Origin of the sequence: Rhodococcus sp. NPDC057014 (genome assembly GCF_042673295.1) — a bacterium.
Taxonomy (GTDB): domain Bacteria; phylum Actinomycetota; class Actinomycetes; order Mycobacteriales; family Mycobacteriaceae; genus Rhodococcus_F.
The window spans coordinates 1-16,661 of sequence record NZ_JBHUSF010000006.1 but is presented as its reverse complement, the minus strand read 5'-3'; the positions used below and the strand labels follow the sequence as shown (position 1 = coordinate 16,661).

At 68.3% G+C, this 16,661-nt stretch carries 14 protein-coding genes and 1 pseudogene; 5 read left to right on the top strand and 10 right to left on the bottom strand.

Going from position 1 to position 16,661, the window contains the following annotated elements:
* Window positions 1-16: 16 nt before the first annotated feature.
* The 3 genes from ACFTZB_RS02200 to ACFTZB_RS02190 form a co-directional block, all read right to left on the bottom strand.
* Complete coding sequence (locus ACFTZB_RS02200) at window positions 17-790, bottom strand: SDR family oxidoreductase (RefSeq protein ID WP_378429899.1); 774 nt, start codon at window positions 788-790, stop codon at window positions 17-19.
* Window positions 787-1,320, bottom strand: coding sequence for a gluconokinase (locus ACFTZB_RS02195; protein ID WP_378429898.1), 534 nt, complete (start codon window positions 1,318-1,320; stop codon window positions 787-789). The genes ACFTZB_RS02200 and ACFTZB_RS02195 overlap by 4 nt, the downstream gene beginning before the upstream one ends.
* Before the next feature lie 127 nt (window positions 1,321-1,447).
* Window positions 1,448-3,670, bottom strand: coding sequence for a thiamine pyrophosphate-dependent enzyme (locus ACFTZB_RS02190; protein WP_378429897.1), 2,223 nt, complete (start codon window positions 3,668-3,670; stop codon window positions 1,448-1,450).
* Between the two features lie 272 nt (window positions 3,671-3,942).
* On the opposite strand from ACFTZB_RS02190, the gene ACFTZB_RS02185 reads away from it, so the two are divergent.
* Together ACFTZB_RS02185 and ACFTZB_RS02180 are read left to right on the top strand one after the other, a co-directional pair.
* The gene (locus ACFTZB_RS02185; protein WP_378429896.1) at window positions 3,943-5,373 is read left to right on the top strand and encodes an aldehyde dehydrogenase family protein; all 1,431 of its coding nucleotides are present in this window, start codon (window positions 3,943-3,945) and stop codon (window positions 5,371-5,373) included.
* 50 nt (window positions 5,374-5,423) lie between these two features.
* Entirely contained in the window at window positions 5,424-5,831 is a 408-nt protein-coding gene (locus tag ACFTZB_RS02180; protein ID WP_378429895.1) for a hypothetical protein, read from the top strand.
* Between the two features lie 26 nt (window positions 5,832-5,857).
* Here ACFTZB_RS02180 and pgi read toward each other — a convergent pair whose 3' ends face one another.
* Together pgi and gnd are read right to left on the bottom strand one after the other, a co-directional pair.
* Window positions 5,858-7,519: a glucose-6-phosphate isomerase gene (pgi, locus tag ACFTZB_RS02175; RefSeq protein WP_378429894.1), complete on the bottom strand. Its 1,662-nt coding sequence runs from the start codon at window positions 7,517-7,519 to the stop codon at window positions 5,858-5,860.
* Entirely contained in the window at window positions 7,516-8,421 is a 906-nt protein-coding gene (gnd, locus tag ACFTZB_RS02170; protein ID WP_378429893.1) for a phosphogluconate dehydrogenase (NAD(+)-dependent, decarboxylating), read from the bottom strand. The genes pgi and gnd overlap by 4 nt, the downstream gene beginning before the upstream one ends.
* A gap of 197 nt (window positions 8,422-8,618) precedes the next feature.
* Here gnd and zwf point away from each other — a divergent pair, with 197 nt between their 5' ends.
* On the top strand, window positions 8,619-10,178 hold the full coding sequence (gene zwf / locus ACFTZB_RS02165; protein WP_378429892.1) for a glucose-6-phosphate dehydrogenase: 1,560 nt from the start codon (window positions 8,619-8,621) through the stop codon (window positions 10,176-10,178).
* A gap of 125 nt (window positions 10,179-10,303) precedes the next feature.
* Here the strand turns inward: zwf and hxlA are convergent, their stop codons facing one another.
* Window positions 10,304-10,933 carry a 3-hexulose-6-phosphate synthase gene (gene hxlA, locus ACFTZB_RS02160; protein ID WP_378429891.1) on the bottom strand — a complete coding sequence of 210 codons (630 nt, stop codon included), beginning with the start codon at window positions 10,931-10,933 and terminating at the stop codon, window positions 10,304-10,306.
* 45 nt (window positions 10,934-10,978) lie between these two features.
* A complete protein-coding gene (gene hxlB, locus ACFTZB_RS02155; RefSeq protein WP_378429890.1) occupies window positions 10,979-11,560 on the bottom strand; it encodes a 6-phospho-3-hexuloisomerase in 582 nt (193 codons plus the stop codon).
* Window positions 11,561-11,751: 191 nt separating this feature from the next.
* Here hxlB and ACFTZB_RS02150 point away from each other — a divergent pair, with 191 nt between their 5' ends.
* On the top strand, window positions 11,752-13,002 hold the full coding sequence (locus ACFTZB_RS02150; protein ID WP_378429951.1) for a LuxR C-terminal-related transcriptional regulator: 1,251 nt from the start codon (window positions 11,752-11,754) through the stop codon (window positions 13,000-13,002).
* Here ACFTZB_RS02150 and ACFTZB_RS02145 read toward each other — a convergent pair.
* Window positions 12,999-13,865 (bottom strand): LysR family transcriptional regulator, encoded by an 867-nt coding sequence (locus tag ACFTZB_RS02145; RefSeq protein ID WP_378429889.1) that lies wholly within the window; start codon window positions 13,863-13,865, stop codon window positions 12,999-13,001. The genes ACFTZB_RS02150 and ACFTZB_RS02145 overlap by 4 nt on opposite strands.
* A gap of 69 nt (window positions 13,866-13,934) precedes the next feature.
* Between ACFTZB_RS02145 and ACFTZB_RS02140 the strand changes: the two genes are divergently transcribed.
* Window positions 13,935-14,828 carry a DMT family transporter gene (locus ACFTZB_RS02140; protein WP_378429888.1) on the top strand — a complete coding sequence of 298 codons (894 nt, stop codon included), beginning with the start codon at window positions 13,935-13,937 and terminating at the stop codon, window positions 14,826-14,828.
* On the opposite strand, the gene ACFTZB_RS02135 is transcribed toward ACFTZB_RS02140, so the two are convergent.
* Window positions 14,801-15,973 carry an NAD(P)/FAD-dependent oxidoreductase gene (locus ACFTZB_RS02135; RefSeq protein WP_378429887.1) on the bottom strand — a complete coding sequence of 391 codons (1,173 nt, stop codon included), beginning with the start codon at window positions 15,971-15,973 and terminating at the stop codon, window positions 14,801-14,803. The two genes, ACFTZB_RS02140 and ACFTZB_RS02135, sit on opposite strands and share 28 nt — an antisense overlap.
* A 17-nt stretch (window positions 15,974-15,990) precedes the next feature.
* Window positions 15,991-16,661: pseudogene (locus ACFTZB_RS02130) on the bottom strand (pyruvate dehydrogenase); the annotation flags it as partial.

Here is a 16,661-nt window from a genome sequence, read left to right as displayed (position 1 = left end):
GTCGGTCGGGTGGGGATCAGACTACGGCGGTCAGTCCGCCGTCGACATACAGGATCTGGCCGTTCACGAAGTCCGACGCCGGCGAGGAGAGGAAGAGCAGCGCACCCACGAGTTCGTCCGTGCGGCCCCACCGCCCGGCCGGCGTGCGCTTGGTGAGCCACGCACTGAACTCGGCGTCGTTCACCAGCGCCTCGGTGAGCTGGGTGTCGAAGTAGCCGGGCGCGATGGCGTTGGCCTGCAGCCCCAATGGCGCCCAGTCGGCGCACATTCCGCGGGTGAGCATCTTCAGCCCACCCTTGCTGGCGGCGTACGGGGCGATGCCCGCCCGGCCGAGTTCGCTCTGCACGGAGCAGATGTTGACGATCTTGCCGTGCCCGCGTTCGACCATCGCCCGCGCGAACTCGCGGCCGACGAAGAAGGCGCTGCTGAGATTGGTGTCGAGAACACGACGGAAGTCGTCGTCGCCGAACTCGAGCAGGGGGCTGCGGTGCTGGACGCCGGTGTTGTTGACGACGATCTCGACGGGGCCGATCTCGTTCTCGACCCGCTTCGCGGCGGCAGCGACCTCCTCGGGAGCGGTCACGTCGAAGGCGCAGGTGTGGACCGTCGCGCCGGTGTGTTTGACGATCTCGTCGCGACTGCGCGCCAGGGCTGCCGCGTCGCGTCCGTTGAGCACGACCTCCGCGCCCGCCTCGGCGAGTCCGTTGGCGAGTGCGAAACCGATTCCCCGGCTCGACCCCGTGACGAGCGCGATCTTGCCCTCGACGTCGAAGCTCCGATGCGAACTCACTGTGTGGCGACCTTTCGTTCTTCGTGCAGGTATTCGACGGCGGCTCGGGCGATCAGGTCCGGCGCCGGTGCGACGTCCAGCGCGACACCGAATTCGTCGGCGTCGAGCGGTTCGAGGAGCGCGAACTGGGAATCGAGCAGCGCAGGCGGCATGAAGTGCCCGCTCCGTGCCTGCATCCGCCCTCGGATCACCTGCTGGTCTCCCGTGAGGTGCACGAACAGCACCGGGTCGGAGACGTCGCCGAGGATCCTCCGATAGCTGCGCCGCAGCGCCGAGCACGCCACCACACCGCGGCGCCCCTGCCCGGACAGCTCCTGCAGCCGGTCCCGGACGACGCCCAGCCACGGGGCCCGGTCGTCGTCGGTCAGCGGGATGCCGGCGGCCATCTTCGCGACGTTCGACGGCGGGTGCAGATCGTCGGCGTCGAGGAACCGGTGGCCGGTCAGTGCGGAAAGTTGCTGCGCGACTGTCGTCTTCCCGCAGCCGGTCACCCCCATCACCACGATGTGGGGTAGCTGATCGCCACTCATGAATTGTTCCTGTCCGCCGGTGTGGAGAGATGCAGTTCGAACATGCCCGACCGCACGACGGCTTGGCAATGGCGGAGGGGATACCGGTTGACGTTGCCGTCATACCGAAGTGCGAGGGATGCCGGTGTTAGCGGCTCACGAGTGCGATCGCCGCCGCCTCGATGGTGTCCTCGGACAGCAGCACCTCGAGCGCGGCGTCGCCGAGGGGGATGAAGCTGTTCTCGCTCGTCACCCTCGCGAGCGGCCCGGTGAAGCCCTCGTCGACCAGCGCGGCGACCACGCCCTCGGACACACCCCCCGACGTGCGGGTCTCGTCGACCACGAGCACCCGGCCGGTAGCGTGCGCCTCCCGGACGACGTCCCGCACCGGCAGCGGTGCGAGCCACCGCAGGTCCACCACCCGGGCGGCGATGTGCGCACGCTCGAGCTTCCGCGCGACCCGCAGGCTCATCCGCAGACCGTTGCCGTAGGTGACGATCGTCAGGTCGGTGCCGTCACCGTGGGTGCGGGCCGAGCCGATCGGAACGTGGTTCTCGGCCTGCGTCGCGGGGTCCGGGTACGGTGCCAGCCACAGCCCGTCGCCCTCGTCGTACAGATCCCTGATGTGGTACAGCGCAATCGGTTCCAGGAACACGCACACCGCGCCGGCGGTACGCGCCGCCGCCACACAGCTGTGCATCATGGCCGCGGCGTCTTCGGGGCGGGACGGCGACGCCACCACCACACCGGGGATGTCGCGCAGTGCGGCGACGGCGTTGTCGTTGTGGAAGTGCCCGCCGAAGCCCTTCTGATACCCGTACCCGGCGATCCGCACCACCATCGGATTGCGGTACTGCCGGTCGGAGAAGAACTGCAGCGTCGCACCCTCCCCGCGGATCTGGTCGGCCGCATTGTGCAGATACGCCAGGTACTGGATCTCCGGGATGGGCAGCAACCCGGACACCCCCGCACCCAACGCGAGTCCCAGGATCGCCTGCTCGTCGAGCAGGGTGTCGAACACGCGCGCCGATCCGGCCTTCTTCATCAGGCCGCGGGTCACCCCGTACACCCCGCCCTTGCGGGCCACGTCCTCACCGAACACCAGCGCCTCGGGGCAGCGGGCGAGCACGTCGAGCAGGGCACGGTTGATCGACAGGGCGAGGGTCAGCCTGCCTTCCTCCTCCGGCAGCGGCGATCCGACGAACTCCGCGCGCTCGGCCGGGTCGACGCGCTCCGGCACCGCCCCGGCGGCCTGCGTGGCGGTTTCGGTGAGGGGCCTCATCACCGCCGCGGGACTGTCCAGTTGGGGTAGTTCGGCGACCTCCCGGGCGAGTCCGAGGACCTCCGCGCGCGTGTCCTCGTAGCGCGCGAGGATCTCGGTGGGGCCGAGGTGTCCGCCTTCGATCAGAAATCTTGCGGTGCACAGCACCGGGTCCCGGTCGAAGTCGGCGGTGATCTCGGCGGACGTCCGGTATGCGGACTCGAGATCGGATCCGGCGTGACCCATCAACCGGACGGTCCGCAGGTGCAGGAACGCCGGCTTGCGGTGCACGCGCACCCAGTCGGCGGCACGCTTTGCGGTGGCATACGCCGCCGGCAGGTCGGAACCGTCCGCCTCGAAGTACTCCAGACCCGCCCGCTCACCGAAATTCGCGGCGATCCACCCCGTCGGCGTCCTGGTACTGATCCCGATCCCGTTGTCCTCGCAGACGAACAGCAACGGGAGCGGCAACCCCTGATAGGCCGAGTGGACGGCGGTGTTGATCGCGCCGACCGCGGTCGAGTGGTTCGCCGACGCATCCCCGAAACTGCACACCGCCACCGCGTCGGCGGGCCACGGCGAGGGCAGGTGGAGTTTGAGTGCCCGGGCGATCGAGAACGCGACACCGACCGCACGCGGCAGATGCGAAGCGACGGTAGAGGTCTGGGGAATGATGCCGAGATCGTGGCGGCCGAACACCTTGTGCCGTCCACCCGAGATCGGCTCCTCCGTCGCCGCCACGACGCCGAGGAGGACGTCGCGGAGCGGATCACTGCCGCCCACCTGCCGCGCCCGTGCGAGGAAGAATCCACCGGAACGATAGTGCAGCAGAGCGGGATCGGTGGGACGCAGCGCGGCGGCGACGGCAGCATTGCCCTCGTGCCCGGAGGAACCGATCGTGTAGAAACCCTTACCCTGCGACCGCAACCACCGGGCCGCCAGATCGAGATGCCTGCTGCCCAGTTGGGCGTCGAAGAGATCCAGAGCGGACTGCACCGACAACGGCGACGGGGGCCGGATCGGGTCCTCCGGACGGACCCCGGTGCTGCTTTTCCCGCGGACAAGCCCCGACACGACGGAGGTGAAGTAGTCGTCGATCTGTTCGGCCATCGATCCACCTCCTGACGTGCTGGTGATGATAGCCGCCGAGCACGCCCGTCACCGCACGAACGGGACGCCCGTTCGATCTGACGCAACGACCGTCCCGTTCGTCCGGGACCAGTTGCCGAACCGAAACGGTATCGACCATCGGGGCCATCCCCCGATCGGGGGACAGCGCATTCACCCCGAGGAAGGCCCCGTCGGCGGACAGACGTCGGGACGGCGAGACGTCATCGTTGTCACATGCCGCACACACCGGACGGCAGACAACGAGGAGCACCATGCAGAACACCCGGAAGTTCTACATCGACGGCGAGTGGGTCGAGCCGATCGGCACCGACACGCTCGACGTCGTCAACCCTGCGACGGAGATGGCCATCGCCACGATCGCGCTGGGGGACGAGAAGGACGTCGACCGAGCCGTCACCGCGGCGCGAACAGCGTTCGACAGTTACGCGGCGACGACCCGTGCCGACCGAATCGAGTTGCTGAGCAGGGTCATCGAGGTCTACGGGCGGCGGATGAACGACCTCTCCACGACCATCACCCAGGAGATGGGCGCACCTGCGGGGCTCGCCGCGACCGCTCAGGCACCGTGCGGCATGGCGCACCTTGCCGCCGCCCTCGATGCGCTCCGCGGGTTCGAATTCGAGGAGAAGATCGGCACCACTACGGTCGTGCACGAGCCGGTCGGCGTGTGCGCGTTCATTACACCGTGGAATTGGCCCGTCAATCAGATCGCCGCGAAGGTGGCGCCCGCACTGGCCGCCGGATGCACGATGGTGCTGAAGCCGTCCGAGATCGCGCCCCTCAATGCGATCATCTTCGCCGAGATACTCCACGAAGCAGGGGTCCCGGCCGGCGTCTTCAACCTTGTTCACGGTGACGGACCTACCGTCGGAGCCGCCCTGTCGACGCATCCGGACGTCGACATGGTGTCGTTCACCGGATCGACCCGTGCCGGTGTCGAGGTCGCGCGAAATGCTGCGCCGACCGTGAAACGCGTCGCGCAGGAACTCGGCGGCAAGTCCGCGAACATCGTGCTGGTCGACGCGGACTTCGACGAAGTCATCACCCGGGACGTGATGGGCGTGGTCGTCAACGCGGGCCAGTCCTGTAACGCGGGCTCTCGCATCCTCGTTCCGTCGGATCGCATGGACGAGGCCTGCGCGATCGCGAAGGCGGCCGCCGAGACGATCGTGGTCGGGCCTCCGGACGCCGACGGAACGACCGTGGGTCCCCTCGTCTCGCAGGCACAGTTCGACAAGGTTCAGCGTCTGATCCAGACCGGCATCGACGAGGGCGGCACACTCGTCGCCGGCGGTGTCGGCCGCCCGCCCGGGCTCTCCGCCGGATACTTCGTCCGGCCCACCGTGTTCGCGAACGTCACGAACGACATGACCATCGCGCGGGAGGAGATCTTCGGCGCCGTCATGATGTTGATCGGCTACGAGGACGAGGCCGACGCGATCCGCATCGCGAACGACACCACGTACGGGCTCTCCGGAATGGTCTCCTCGAGCGACCCGCAGCGCGCACGGAACGTCGCCCGGAAACTGCGGACGGGAATGGTCCACGTCAACGGGGCGCCGCTGGCGTTCGACGCGCCCTTCGGCGGCTACAAACAATCAGGCAACGGCCGCGAGTTCGGCAAATTCGGTCTCGCCGAATACCTCGAAGCGAAGGCCATCTTCGGCGACAACGAGAACTGAGCTGGGAGCGTTCCGAATTCGGCACGACGGAGGCACTGGAGGGATGGATCGTGAATCCGATCATGTGGATGGGCATCGCCGGGATCATCGGCACGGCCGTCTCACCGTGGATCGCGGAACGCCTGCGCAGCAAGAATGCGCGGAAAGACCAGCTCATGAAGCTGCGGCTCGCCATCTATGCCGAGTTACTGGGAGCGACGGCCCGCCTCGCAGCACAAGCACACGCGGGGGCGCCGAATCCCGCTGCCGAGACGGAGACTATCGGCATCGAAGAATTGGACGGCCTGCTCAGCCAGGCAAAGGTCGTCGCCGGCCCGGACGTGTTGCGACAACTCGAGGAGCTCTCGCAACACACCGAGTCGTTCAACCGAACCGCAGATCTCGCCGAGATGGCGGGCCACATCGCCGGAACCCGGGAGAAGGTCCAGGACGCCATCCGGAGCGAGATGATGCGATGACGCTCATTGAGCGGCGGTGCTCACGTTCACCCGGAACCGTCCCGGATTGCCCGGTACCACTGCACGATCGATTCGGTGGAACTGTCCACTCCCTCGGCGACCCCGTTCCCACCGACTGCCCGGTGTAGTTGCAGGGCTTGATCCTTGCCGAGTTCGACACCCCACTGGTCGAACGAGTTGATGTTCGACAGCACACCTTCGGTGAAGACCTGGTGCTCGTAGAGCGCGATCAGCTGCCCGAGCACGCCGGGGCTCAGCTCGGGGGCGAGAATCGTGGTCGACGGACGATTCCCCGCCATCACCTGGTGGGGAATGAGGTCTTCCCGGATCCCCTCGGCGGCGAGATCCGCGGCGGTGCGGCCGAATGCGAGCACTCTGCGCTGGGCGAGCAAGTTGCTGACCAGAACGTCGTGCATGCTGCCGCTGCCGTCGCTCAGCGGCAGATCGGCGGCCGGTTCGGCGAATCCGAGGAAGTCGACGGGAACCATGCGAGTGCCCTGGTGCAGGAGCTGGTAGAAGGCGTGCTGCCCGTTGGTGCCGGGCTCACCCCACCAGATCGCCCCGGTGGGGACGTCGGTCGGCATCCCGTTCAGCTGCACGGACTTGCCGTTCGATTCCATCGCGAGTTGCTGCAGGTACGCGGGCAGGGCGGCGAGGTCGTTGGCGTAGGGCAGGACCGCCCGGGTCTCGGCACCGAAGAAGTTCGCATACCAGAAACCCAACAGACCGAGCAGGACCGGTGCGTTCGACTCGAGCGGCTCCGTCGCGAAGTGCCGGTCCACGGCGTGCATGCCGGCGAGGAAGTCGCCGAACGCACCTCGTCCGATCGCGAGCATCACCGGCAGGCCGATCGCCGAGCCGATCGAGTAGCGGCCACCGACCCAGTCCCAGAACTCGAACATGTTGGCCGGGTCGATGCCGAACTCGGCCACCTTCGCCGCGTTGGTGGACACGGCGACGAAATGCCGGTCGACCGCGTCCTCCCCGAGCGCCCCGGTGACCCAGGACCGGGCCGCGGTGGCGTTGGTGAGGGTCTCGATCGTCGCGAAGGTCTTCGACGCGACGACGAACAGGGTGGCCGCCGGGTCGAGGCCGTCGAGGGCGGCCAGCAGGTCGGCCGGATCGACGTTGGAGACGAATCGCACCGACAGATCGCGGTGGGAGTAGGGGCGCAGCGCCTGGCACACCATCCGCGGACCGAGGTCGGATCCGCCGATTCCGATGTTGACGACGGTGGTGATGCGCCGGCCGGTGGCCCCTCGCCACCGTCCGCTGCGCACCCGGTCGGTGAATGTGGCCATCCGGTCGAGCACGCGATGCACGTCGGCGACGACATCGCGACCATCCACGGACAGTTCCGCAGATGGGGGCAGCCGCAACGCGGTGTGCAGGGCGGGCCGGTTCTCCGTGGTGTTGACCGGGTTCCCGCGGAGCATGCAGTCGCGGTGGTCCTCGAGGCCGGCGGCACGGGCCAGCGCGACGAGCAGCGGCAGCGTGTCGCGGTCGATGCGGCTCATGCTGTAGTCGATGAAGAGATCCCCGGCGATGACCGTCAGATCCCTGCCGCGCCGGAGGTCGGCGCCGAACAGTTCCCTCAGATGCACCCGGGAAATGTCACCGTAGTGGTCCTGCAGGCGCTGCCATTCGAGAAATGCTGTGATGCTCGGTGATACGGACGTCGCGGTCACGCGACCTCGACGGGCTCGGCGCTGCGGACGGCGTGTCCACCGAACTGCCGGCGCAGCGCGGAGACCGCCTTCATCGCCGGGGAGTCGTCCTGACGGGACGCGAACCGGGCGAACAGTGCCGCGGAGATCACGGGGGCGGGGACGGCGTGGGCTATCGCTTCCTCGACCGTCCACCGGCCTTCACCCGAGTCCTCGGTGTACCCGGAGATCGAGCCCAGCCCCGGGTCTTCGGACAGGGCCTGCACCAGAAGGTCGAGCAGCCAGGAACGGACCACGGTGCCCTGCGACCAGGCCCGCAGCACCGCCGGGACGTCCGCGATGGATTCCTCGGCCGCGAGGAGTTCGTAGCCCTCGGCGTACGCCTGCATGAGCCCGTATTCGATCCCGTTGTGCACCATCTTCGCGTAGTGCCCGGCTCCGATGCCGCCGGCATGGACGAACGAGTCCGCACGGTCCCCTTCGGGGCGGAGGGCGTCGAAGATCGGTAGCAGCCTTGTGATGTCGTCTTCATGACCACCGGCCATGAGCGCGTACCCGTTCCGACGTCCCCAGACGCCGCCGGATACTCCGCAGTCGACGTAACGGACGTCGTGTTCGGCGAGCAGCGCTGCGTTCACCTTGTCGTCGGTGAACCGGGAGTTGCCGCCGTCGACGACCACGTCGCCGGGGGCGAGGAGCCGGGAGAGTTGCTCGATCACCTGGCGGGTGGGCGCGCCGGCGGGCACCATCACCCACACGGCCCGGGGTGCGGGAAGGGCCTCGACGAGGGCCTCGAGGCTGCGGACGTCGCTGACGTCGGGATTCGGATCGTAGCCGAGGACGTCGTGCCCCTTGTCACGCAGACGCTCACGCATGTTCGATCCCATCCGACCGAGCCCTACCACACCGAGTTTCATCGTCACCGTTTCACTTTCGCCGTCGATCCGTCGAGTACCTGCTCTATGTGTAGTGCCGCGCGACGCGCGGTTCACCTGACCGGATGGGGAGCCGCTACTGGTCGCCCGGCCAAGTGCTTTCGCCGTTCGCCACTCCGACACTGATAGCCGACGCATTGTCCGAATGCGCCTGTCGAGGAGCGAATGTACGGAGTGCAGCAGAAGTGACCGTGTCTGAAGTGCAGCAGAGCGTCCCGCTCTCGAGCGAGGTCGGTGGCCGCGTCGGCGGGGAACTGGTGATCGGTGACCTCGGCCCGGTGGCCGACTTGTCTTCGCTGGTGATCTTCGGCATCACCGGGGATCTGGCCCGCAAGAAACTGGTTCCCGCCATCTACGATCTCGCGCATTGTGGTCAGCTACCCGCGGGATTCGATCTCGTCGGATTCGCCCGCGACGCCGCGAACAGCGAACCGGTGTTGCGGGAATCGGTGAAAGCTCACGCCCGGCGGCCGTTCGACCCCGCAGTCTGGCAGTCCCTGACACAGCGCATCCACCTGGTCGAGGGGTCGTTCGACGATCCGGGCGGATTCAGGCAGCTGGCTTCGCTGTTGGCCGTCCTCGATCAGCGCCGCGGCAAGCCGGACAATTACGTCTTCTACCTGTCGGTCCCGCCGTCCGCTTTCGCCACCGTGTGCAGCCGGCTCGCGGTCGTCGGGTTGAATCGGCCCGCGCGCGGGTGGCGACGGGTGGTGGTCGAGAAGCCGTTCGGTCACGACCTGCCGAGCTCCCGGGCACTCGAGGTCGTACTGGCCCAATACTTTCCACCGTCGTCGATCTACCGGATCGACCACTATCTGGGCAAGGAAACGGTACAGAACATCCTCGCGCTGCGGTTCGCGAACGGGATGTTCGAACCGCTGTGGAACAACCGGCACATCGACCACGTGCAGATCACGATGGCCGAGAGTGTCGGGGTGACCGGGCGGGCCGGCTATTACGACGGCGTCGGCGCCGCCCGCGACGTCATCCAGAACCACCTGCTCCAGTTGCTGGCGCTGATCGCGATGGAGGAACCCGTCGGCTTCGACGCCGACAGCATCGCCGCCGAGAAGGTCAAGATCCTTTCCGCCACCGAACTACTCGGACCTCTGGATCAGACGTCGGCCCGCGGCCAGTACGGGCCCGGCATCGACGACGACGTTCGGCTGCCCGGCCTGACGGAGGAGGACGGGTTCCCTGCCGACTCGTCGACCGAGACCTTCGCCGCCCTGACCATCGGGATCACCACCCGCCGCTGGGCGGGAGTGCCGTTCTACATCCGCACCGGAAAACGGCTGGCGCGCAGGACCACCGAGATCGCGGTCACGTTCACGCCACCCGCTCACGGGTCGCCCGCGGCCCGCGCCGCCGGCGTCTCGAACGTCCTCGTGTACCGCGTCCAACCCGACGACGGGATCGAATTGCACATCGGCGCCAAGCGCCCGGGCGGGGGCATGCAGATCCAGCCGGTGAGCTTGGGCATGGACTTCCGATCGGTGTTCGATCCGGCGCCGGAGGCGTACGAGCGGCTGATCGGTGACGTCCTCCGTGGGGACGGAACACTGTTTCCCCGTCGCGCGGAAGTCGAGCACTCCTGGCGGATCATCGACCCCCTCCTGCAGCACTGGGCCGCGGCCGGCCGGCCGGACACCTACCCGGCAGGCACCTCGGGCCCCGCGTCCGCCGACGACATCCTGAGCCGCTCCGGCCGGGTGTGGCGCACGCTCGAGTTTTCAGCGCGGTAGTCGCCCCACGTGAGTGCCAAAGTGTGCCCCGGCACGCTTTGGCACTCACCTGTCTCCCGTAGTTCCCAGGCACGCGAAATACCCTGAGCAGCGATTCTGCTCAGGGTATTTCGGGTTCCGGAAGACTACTTGGCGAGTGCGTCCTTGAGGGCCTTCGCCGCGGCGGCCGGGTCGGCGGCGCTGTAGATGGCGCCACCGGCGACGGCGACATCGGCACCCGCGTCGCGCACGGCCTTGATGGTGTCGACCTTCACGCCACCGGCGACCGAGAACGGGACGCCGGCGATCTTGCCGTCGTCGAGCAGGGTCTGGATGGAGTAGCCGGGCTGGGCCTGCTCGTCGAGTCCGGCGTGGATCTCGACGAACGCGACACCGAGCTTGGCGATCTCCCGGGCCCGCTCGACACGGTTCTCGACACCGATCAGGTCGGCGACGACCTTCTTGCCGTGCTTCTGACCGGCCTCGACGGCACCCTTGATGGTGGCGTCACCGGCGGCACCGAGGACGGTGACCAGGTCGGCACCGGCCGCGAACGCGAGGTCGGCCTCGAGGAAACCGGCGTCGGCGGTCTTGAGGTCGGCGAAGACCTCCTTGTCCGGGTGCGCTGCCTTGATCGCGCTGATGGCACTGAGGCCAGCGCTCTTGATCAGCGGGGTGCCCAGTTCGATGATGTCGACGTACGGGGCGACCTTGTTGGTCAGGGCCAGCGCGTCGGCGGTGGTGAGAAGGTCGACTGCTACCTGCAGCTTCGTCATGTATTTCTCCTGTTTCTTTCTTGGGGGTTCTGGGGTGGTGCTGGTTCAGCCGATGTTGGCGTGGCGTTCCCACAGCCGTTCGGCGGTCTGGTCCGCGTTGTTCCACAGCGCCTGGAACAGCGCGTCGAAGGCGAGGAGGACGGACTGCTCGAACAGGCTGCCCGCGTACTGCGCGGTGATGGCGGCGCTGTGGTCTTGCTTGTCGGCCGCCGGGAGCACGAGGGTCTCGTCGGCGCGCTGCGCGAGCGGCGACTCGGCGGCGATGGTGACCGCGACGACGGCGGCGCCGACCTTCCGGGCGGTGTCGGCGGCGCCGATCACCGAGGCGGTGGTCCCGGACCCCGACACGGCGATCAGGACGTCGCCCGATCCGACGGCGGGGGCGGTGACCTCACCGGCCACGTGGACGCGCAGGCCGAGGTGCATCAGGCGCATCGCGGCCATCTGCACGGCCAGTCCGCTGCGTCCGTTGCCGATCACGAACACCGCGCGGGCGGAGGTGATCAGCGCGCCGGCACGATCCCACTGTTCGGCGGCAACGGAATTGAGCAGCCGTGCGTTCTCGTCCAGCACGATGCGACGCCCATCGTCGAACCGCGTTCGAGTGTCTTCGATGGTGACGGTCATGATCCTCCTCGGTAGAGCGGGTCCGGTCGTGGAGACAAGATTGCCGAGCCCGCACCCCGACGGCACCCGGTCGCTCGACGAGTGCGCGCTGGCCAGATGGCCAGTGCCGCCGCACACCGATCGGCCCTACGGTGGGTCCCGTGGTAAGCGTCGAGGACACCGATCGGAAGCAAGCGCAGTCGTGGGTGGACATGCGCTCCGTGATCGCGGGCCCGCTGCCGGACATCGCGGCGCGCTTCTCGCGGTATCTGACCTCACTGTGGTCGCATGACGCGCTGGTGATCTTCACGTGTGAATGCACCGGGCGACCACGGAAGGTCGCCGGGAACCGGGAGATCGTCGACCGCGTCACCATCGACGAACTCGACGCACTGAAGAAGTCGGCCGACCTCGGCACGGTTTTCGACGGGGTCCACATTCTCGGAGGGGCGCGGCGTCCGCTCTGGGTGGTGCGCGATGCCACCGACACCCTGCTGGTCGTCGTGCCCAAGCGGGTGCAACCCGAACCGCCCGACCCGGACCTGATCGTGGCGCTGTTCGGGATCGTCGCCACCTCGATCCGTCAGCAGGTCGCCCAGGCCAGCCCCGACTACCTCGCCGAGTCCCGCGCCGCGTCCAGTGAACGGGCCCGCACCATCGCCGAACTCACCGAAATTCACGACGCCACCCTGTCCTCGATCCTGGGGACACTGCGATCGAACGATCTCGACGATCGCCGCTCCCGCATCACCGCCAGCGAGACGGCGTCGGCGGCGTTGATCGCGCTGCGATCGGCGGGCGATGCCGACCGCGCCCTCTCCGAGGAGGCGGTCACCACCGCGTTCGCCCGGCTCCAGGGAGAACTACGTCCGCTGCTGCGGCATTGCGAGGTCGAGATCGACTACGTCGATCCCCCGGCGGACGGGCGACCGCTTCCGGGCGAGATCGCGCATGCGGCCAGGGCGATGGTCCGCACCATCGTCCTGGCGTTCGGGGCGCAACCCGTGCTGGCCCGGCTGCGGGTCGCGTGGGACTGCGACGGCGACAACGTGCTGCTCGAGGTCCGAGATCAGGGCTCCGGGGCGATCGACGGCAGCGCCCTCACCCGGCAACTGGCCGGGCGGCTGCACACGCTGCGCGGACGCGTCGACATCGAGAGCATCGCCGGGTGGGGCAGCCGGGTGTCGCTCGTGATTCCGCTGGATCCCCCGGCCGCACGCCCGGACGAGCACCTGTTGTCCACCCTCAATCCCCGGGAACTCGAGGTCCTCGCGCATCTGACGGTCGGCAAACGCAACAAGGCCATCGCCTCCGAACTGGGCATCAGCGAGAGCACGGTCAAGTTCCACGTCGCCAGCGTGCTGCAGAAACTCGACGTCACCAACCGCGGCGAGGCCGGTGCGATCGGAATCCGCGCCGGCATTTCACCCGGAGCAACGACGGTCGCCGTCTCACGCCGCTAGCGGGGCGCGTCGGTGTAGGTCGCGGTGAGGGTGTCGATCAGCGCGGCGAGTCCGGTCGGTGGGTCGTGACGCCACCAGGCCAGGTGCACCGGAACCCGCGGGCCATCGCTGATGGGGCGGTAGGTGACGCCGTCGCGAGGATGGTGCGACGCCGTCGCTTCCGCGGTGGTTCCGACACCCCGGCCCGCGGCGATGGTGTCGAGCCACTCCTCCACATCGGTGGATTCGACGAAGCGCTCCGGACCCGTTCCCGCGGTCCACAACTCGCTGGAGGTCGTGCCGGTCCGGGGATCGATCACGATTGTGCGCGTGGCGATCTCCGACATCGTCACCTGCCGTCGACGGCGCCACTCCGGGTCGTCCGACGCGAACGCAACCATGCGGCGTTCGAGGCCGATGACGACGGAATCGAATCGGCGCGAGTCGACGGGCGTGCGCACGATCGCCGCGTCACAGACGCCTTCGGCCAGCCCCGCGGTGTGGGAGTTGTGCCGAACCAGTTGCAGGTCGATGTCGGGATGCGCCTTCGGCCACGTGCGCAGCAACGGTGTGGTGTGACGGCCGACGGCGGCCCACGCGTAACCCACCCGAAGGATGGCCTGCCGGGTACGGATCACCTCGTCGAGCTTGGCGACTTCCGCGAGCACCCGCCGGACCTGCGGCATCACATGCTGCCCGAGCGCTGCGGGTTCGCAGCCACGCGGCGTCCGCCGGACGAGACGCTCACCCAGCCGGTTCTCCAGGCTCGCGATGGTGCGCGAGACAGCGGCCTGGGACACGTCGAGTTCGGCCGCGGCGTCGGTGAACGATCCGAGATCGCAGGCGGTGACGAAGTATCGCAGTTCCCGCAAGGTCCAATCCATAACCAAAGCGTATACCTCCCCCACAGAATGCATTTTACGTATCCGAGCAGCCGACCTACCGTATCTGTCGTGACACAGCCACGATCGAATGTCCAGATGGGTGTCGCGACGATGGTCGGAAGTTCCGTCAGCAACCAGGCCGGGGCCGCGATCGGCGCACTGGCGTTCCCGGTCATCGGGCCGGTCGGGGTGGTCGCGGTGCGCCAACTCGTCACCGCGTTGGTCCTCGGCGCTGCCGTGCGGCCTCGGTTCCGGTCGATGACCGGTGCGCAGTTCCGGCCGGTCCTCGGGCTTGCGGTGGTTTTCAGCGTCATGAACGCCAGTCTGTACATCGCCGTCGAGCGCATCGGTCTCGGACTGGCGGTGACGTTGGAGTTCCTCGGCCCGCTGGCCGTGGCAGTGCTCACCTCGCGACGTGTCGTCGACGTCGCGTGCGCGATCGTGGCGGGCGCCGGCGTCCTGGTGCTCACCGATCCCGGCCCGACCACCGATTACCTCGGGATCGGATCAGCCCTGACCGCCGCGGCGGCGTGGGCCGGGTACATTCTGCTCAATAAGACTCTGGGCCAACGACTTCCCGGCGTTCAGGGAACCGCTGCCGCCAGCGCACTGTCCGCCGTAGCGTGGATACCGTTGACGGCCGTCTGGTTCGTCCACCACCCGCCGACCGGCGAATCGCTGGTCTTCGCGGTGGCGTGCGGAATCCTGGCTTCCGCCATACCTTTCGCCGCGGACCTCATCACACTGCGACGACTGCCCGCGGGCCTGTTCGGAACCCTCACCAGCCTGAACCCGGTGTGGGCCGCGCTGTCCGGCTGGCTGATCCTGCATCAGATGCTGTCTGCCCACCAGTTGACCGGAATCGGTCTCATAGCCGCGAGCAACATCGCCGTCACCGTTGCCGGTTTTGCACGGCAGAGTCGGGAGCGCCGGGTTCAGTCGGCCACCGACGCAACCAGATAGCCCGGCGGCGCGATTCCGTCCAGCGCCAGTGCGACCGCGGCCCGGGCGGCGACGGGCCCCACCAGATTGCCGGTCCCGTTGTACCCGCCGACCGCGAAGACGCCGGGCCGCACCTCGCAGCACAGGGGGCGACCGTCGGGAGTGAAGCCGACGGAGGCCGCCCATCTCCGTGTCACCGACACCGGCCGCCCGGCCATCCGTTCGGCCACCCTCTCGATGTGGGACTGCACCGGTCGGGTCGGCTCCGCGTCGGACGTCCACTCGGCGTCGGCGAACAGGTCGCGGCCACCGCCGACCAGCAATCGGCCGTCGGTGGATTGCTGGGCGTAGTCGTATCCCCACCGCCCGTACACCGGGCACGGCAGCCGCGGCGGCAGCCCGGGCGCGGTGCCGAGCATCTGCAGTCGCGCGGTGCGGACTCGGCCGGCCAGCTCCGGAAGTACCTGCTCGAGCTTTCCGTCCACGGCCACCAGAATCACCGGTGCGCTCACCGTGCCGTGCCCGGTGTGCACGCCCCCGGGCACGAGTGAGGTGACCGGCGAATTCTCGTACAGGCCCGCCGAATTCCGCAGTATCGACGCGAGACCCAATGCTCGGCGCGACGGATTCGTCGCCGCGTCGTCGGGCAGGAATATTCCCTGCCCCAGCTCCCCGTCGTAGGTTTCGACGGCGATGGCATTGTCCCGCAACGCCTGTGCGAGCGCGTGGCAATCCTCCAGTTCGGCCGCCCGCTCAGCTGCTTCGGTGTCGTCGACGGGATCGCCGGGAAGTCCGGCCAGCCGAATCGACCCGGTTCGCGCGATCACGTCCGTACCCAGCATGTCGGCGAGGCGCTCAAGTTCGGCGAGCGTCGCCCGGTACAGGTCCACCGACGCCGCACCCCAGTCGGCGACCGCCGAATGCAGGAAGGCCGCCGGACCACCCAGCAGGAATCCGCCGTTCCGTCCGGCCGCGCCCGAGGCAACGCGACCCGAATCGAGGCCGACGACGGTGAGCCCGCGGGCCGTCAGTTCCTCGACAGCGGCGAGACCGGAACCGCCGAGTCCGACGACGCACGCATCCGCGGTCAGGCCTGATTCCAACCGGGGCAACCCCGCCCACGCCGCCACGACCGGGTCATCGTCCCAGGCGCACCGTGAATTCACGACGGACACGGCAGCTTTCAGTCGGTGAGGTCGAGGGCGGCGCGGACGATGCTGTCGGTGTCGATGCCGTGATACCGGTACACCTCGTCGAGGGACCCGACCTGACCGAACCTGCTGACACCCAGCGCCGCCCCGGCCACCCGGTTGATCCCGGTCAGGAACGCCAAAGTGTGCGGATGCCCGTCCAGCACCGTCACCATCGGCGCCGCCCGGTCAGCCGGAAACACCTGATCCAGAATCCACGACGGACCCTCGGTCAGACCACGCCGCGCCTGCACCGCCTCGAACAACAACCCCGCACTGGTCACACACACCACATCCACCGCAATCCCCTGCTCCGCCAACCGGTCCGCCGCAGTCAGGGTTTCGGTGATCACCGCCCCCATCCCCACCAACGTCACCACCGGCGTGCCGGTGTGCCGGAGCGTGTAGGCGCCGGCGACCACCTGCCGGCGGCGACGCTCCCGCGCCGCCGGATCCGACGGCACCGCGGCGAGAGTCTGATCCACCGGTCGGGTCGACAGCCGCAGATACGACGACGACCCCTCCGGCCGGCCCAACCGGGAAATACTGTCGAGCAAAGTCCATTCGGTGTCGATCGCGAACGCCGGCTCGAAACTCACACACCCGGGCTGCTCCAGCCCGATCGACGGCGTCTTGATCGACTGATGCGCCCCACCCTCCGCGG

Coding starts and splice junctions, on each gene's coding strand:
- ACFTZB_RS02195 (WP_378429898.1), bottom strand. CDS start 1,320: ATGAGTGGCGATCAGCTACCCCACATCGTGGTGATGGGGGTGACCGGC.
- ACFTZB_RS02145 (WP_378429889.1), bottom strand. CDS start 13,865: ATGGATTGGACCTTGCGGGAACTGCGATACTTCGTCACCGCCTGCGAT.
- hxlB (WP_378429890.1), bottom strand. CDS start 11,560: ATGACCGTCACCATCGAAGACACTCGAACGCGGTTCGACGATGGGCGT.
- ACFTZB_RS02185 (WP_378429896.1), top strand. CDS start 3,943: ATGCAGAACACCCGGAAGTTCTACATCGACGGCGAGTGGGTCGAGCCG.
- ACFTZB_RS02190 (WP_378429897.1), bottom strand. CDS start 3,670: ATGGCCGAACAGATCGACGACTACTTCACCTCCGTCGTGTCGGGGCTT.
- ACFTZB_RS02150 (WP_378429951.1), top strand. CDS start 11,752: ATGCGCTCCGTGATCGCGGGCCCGCTGCCGGACATCGCGGCGCGCTTC.
- hxlA (WP_378429891.1), bottom strand. CDS start 10,933: ATGACGAAGCTGCAGGTAGCAGTCGACCTTCTCACCACCGCCGACGCG.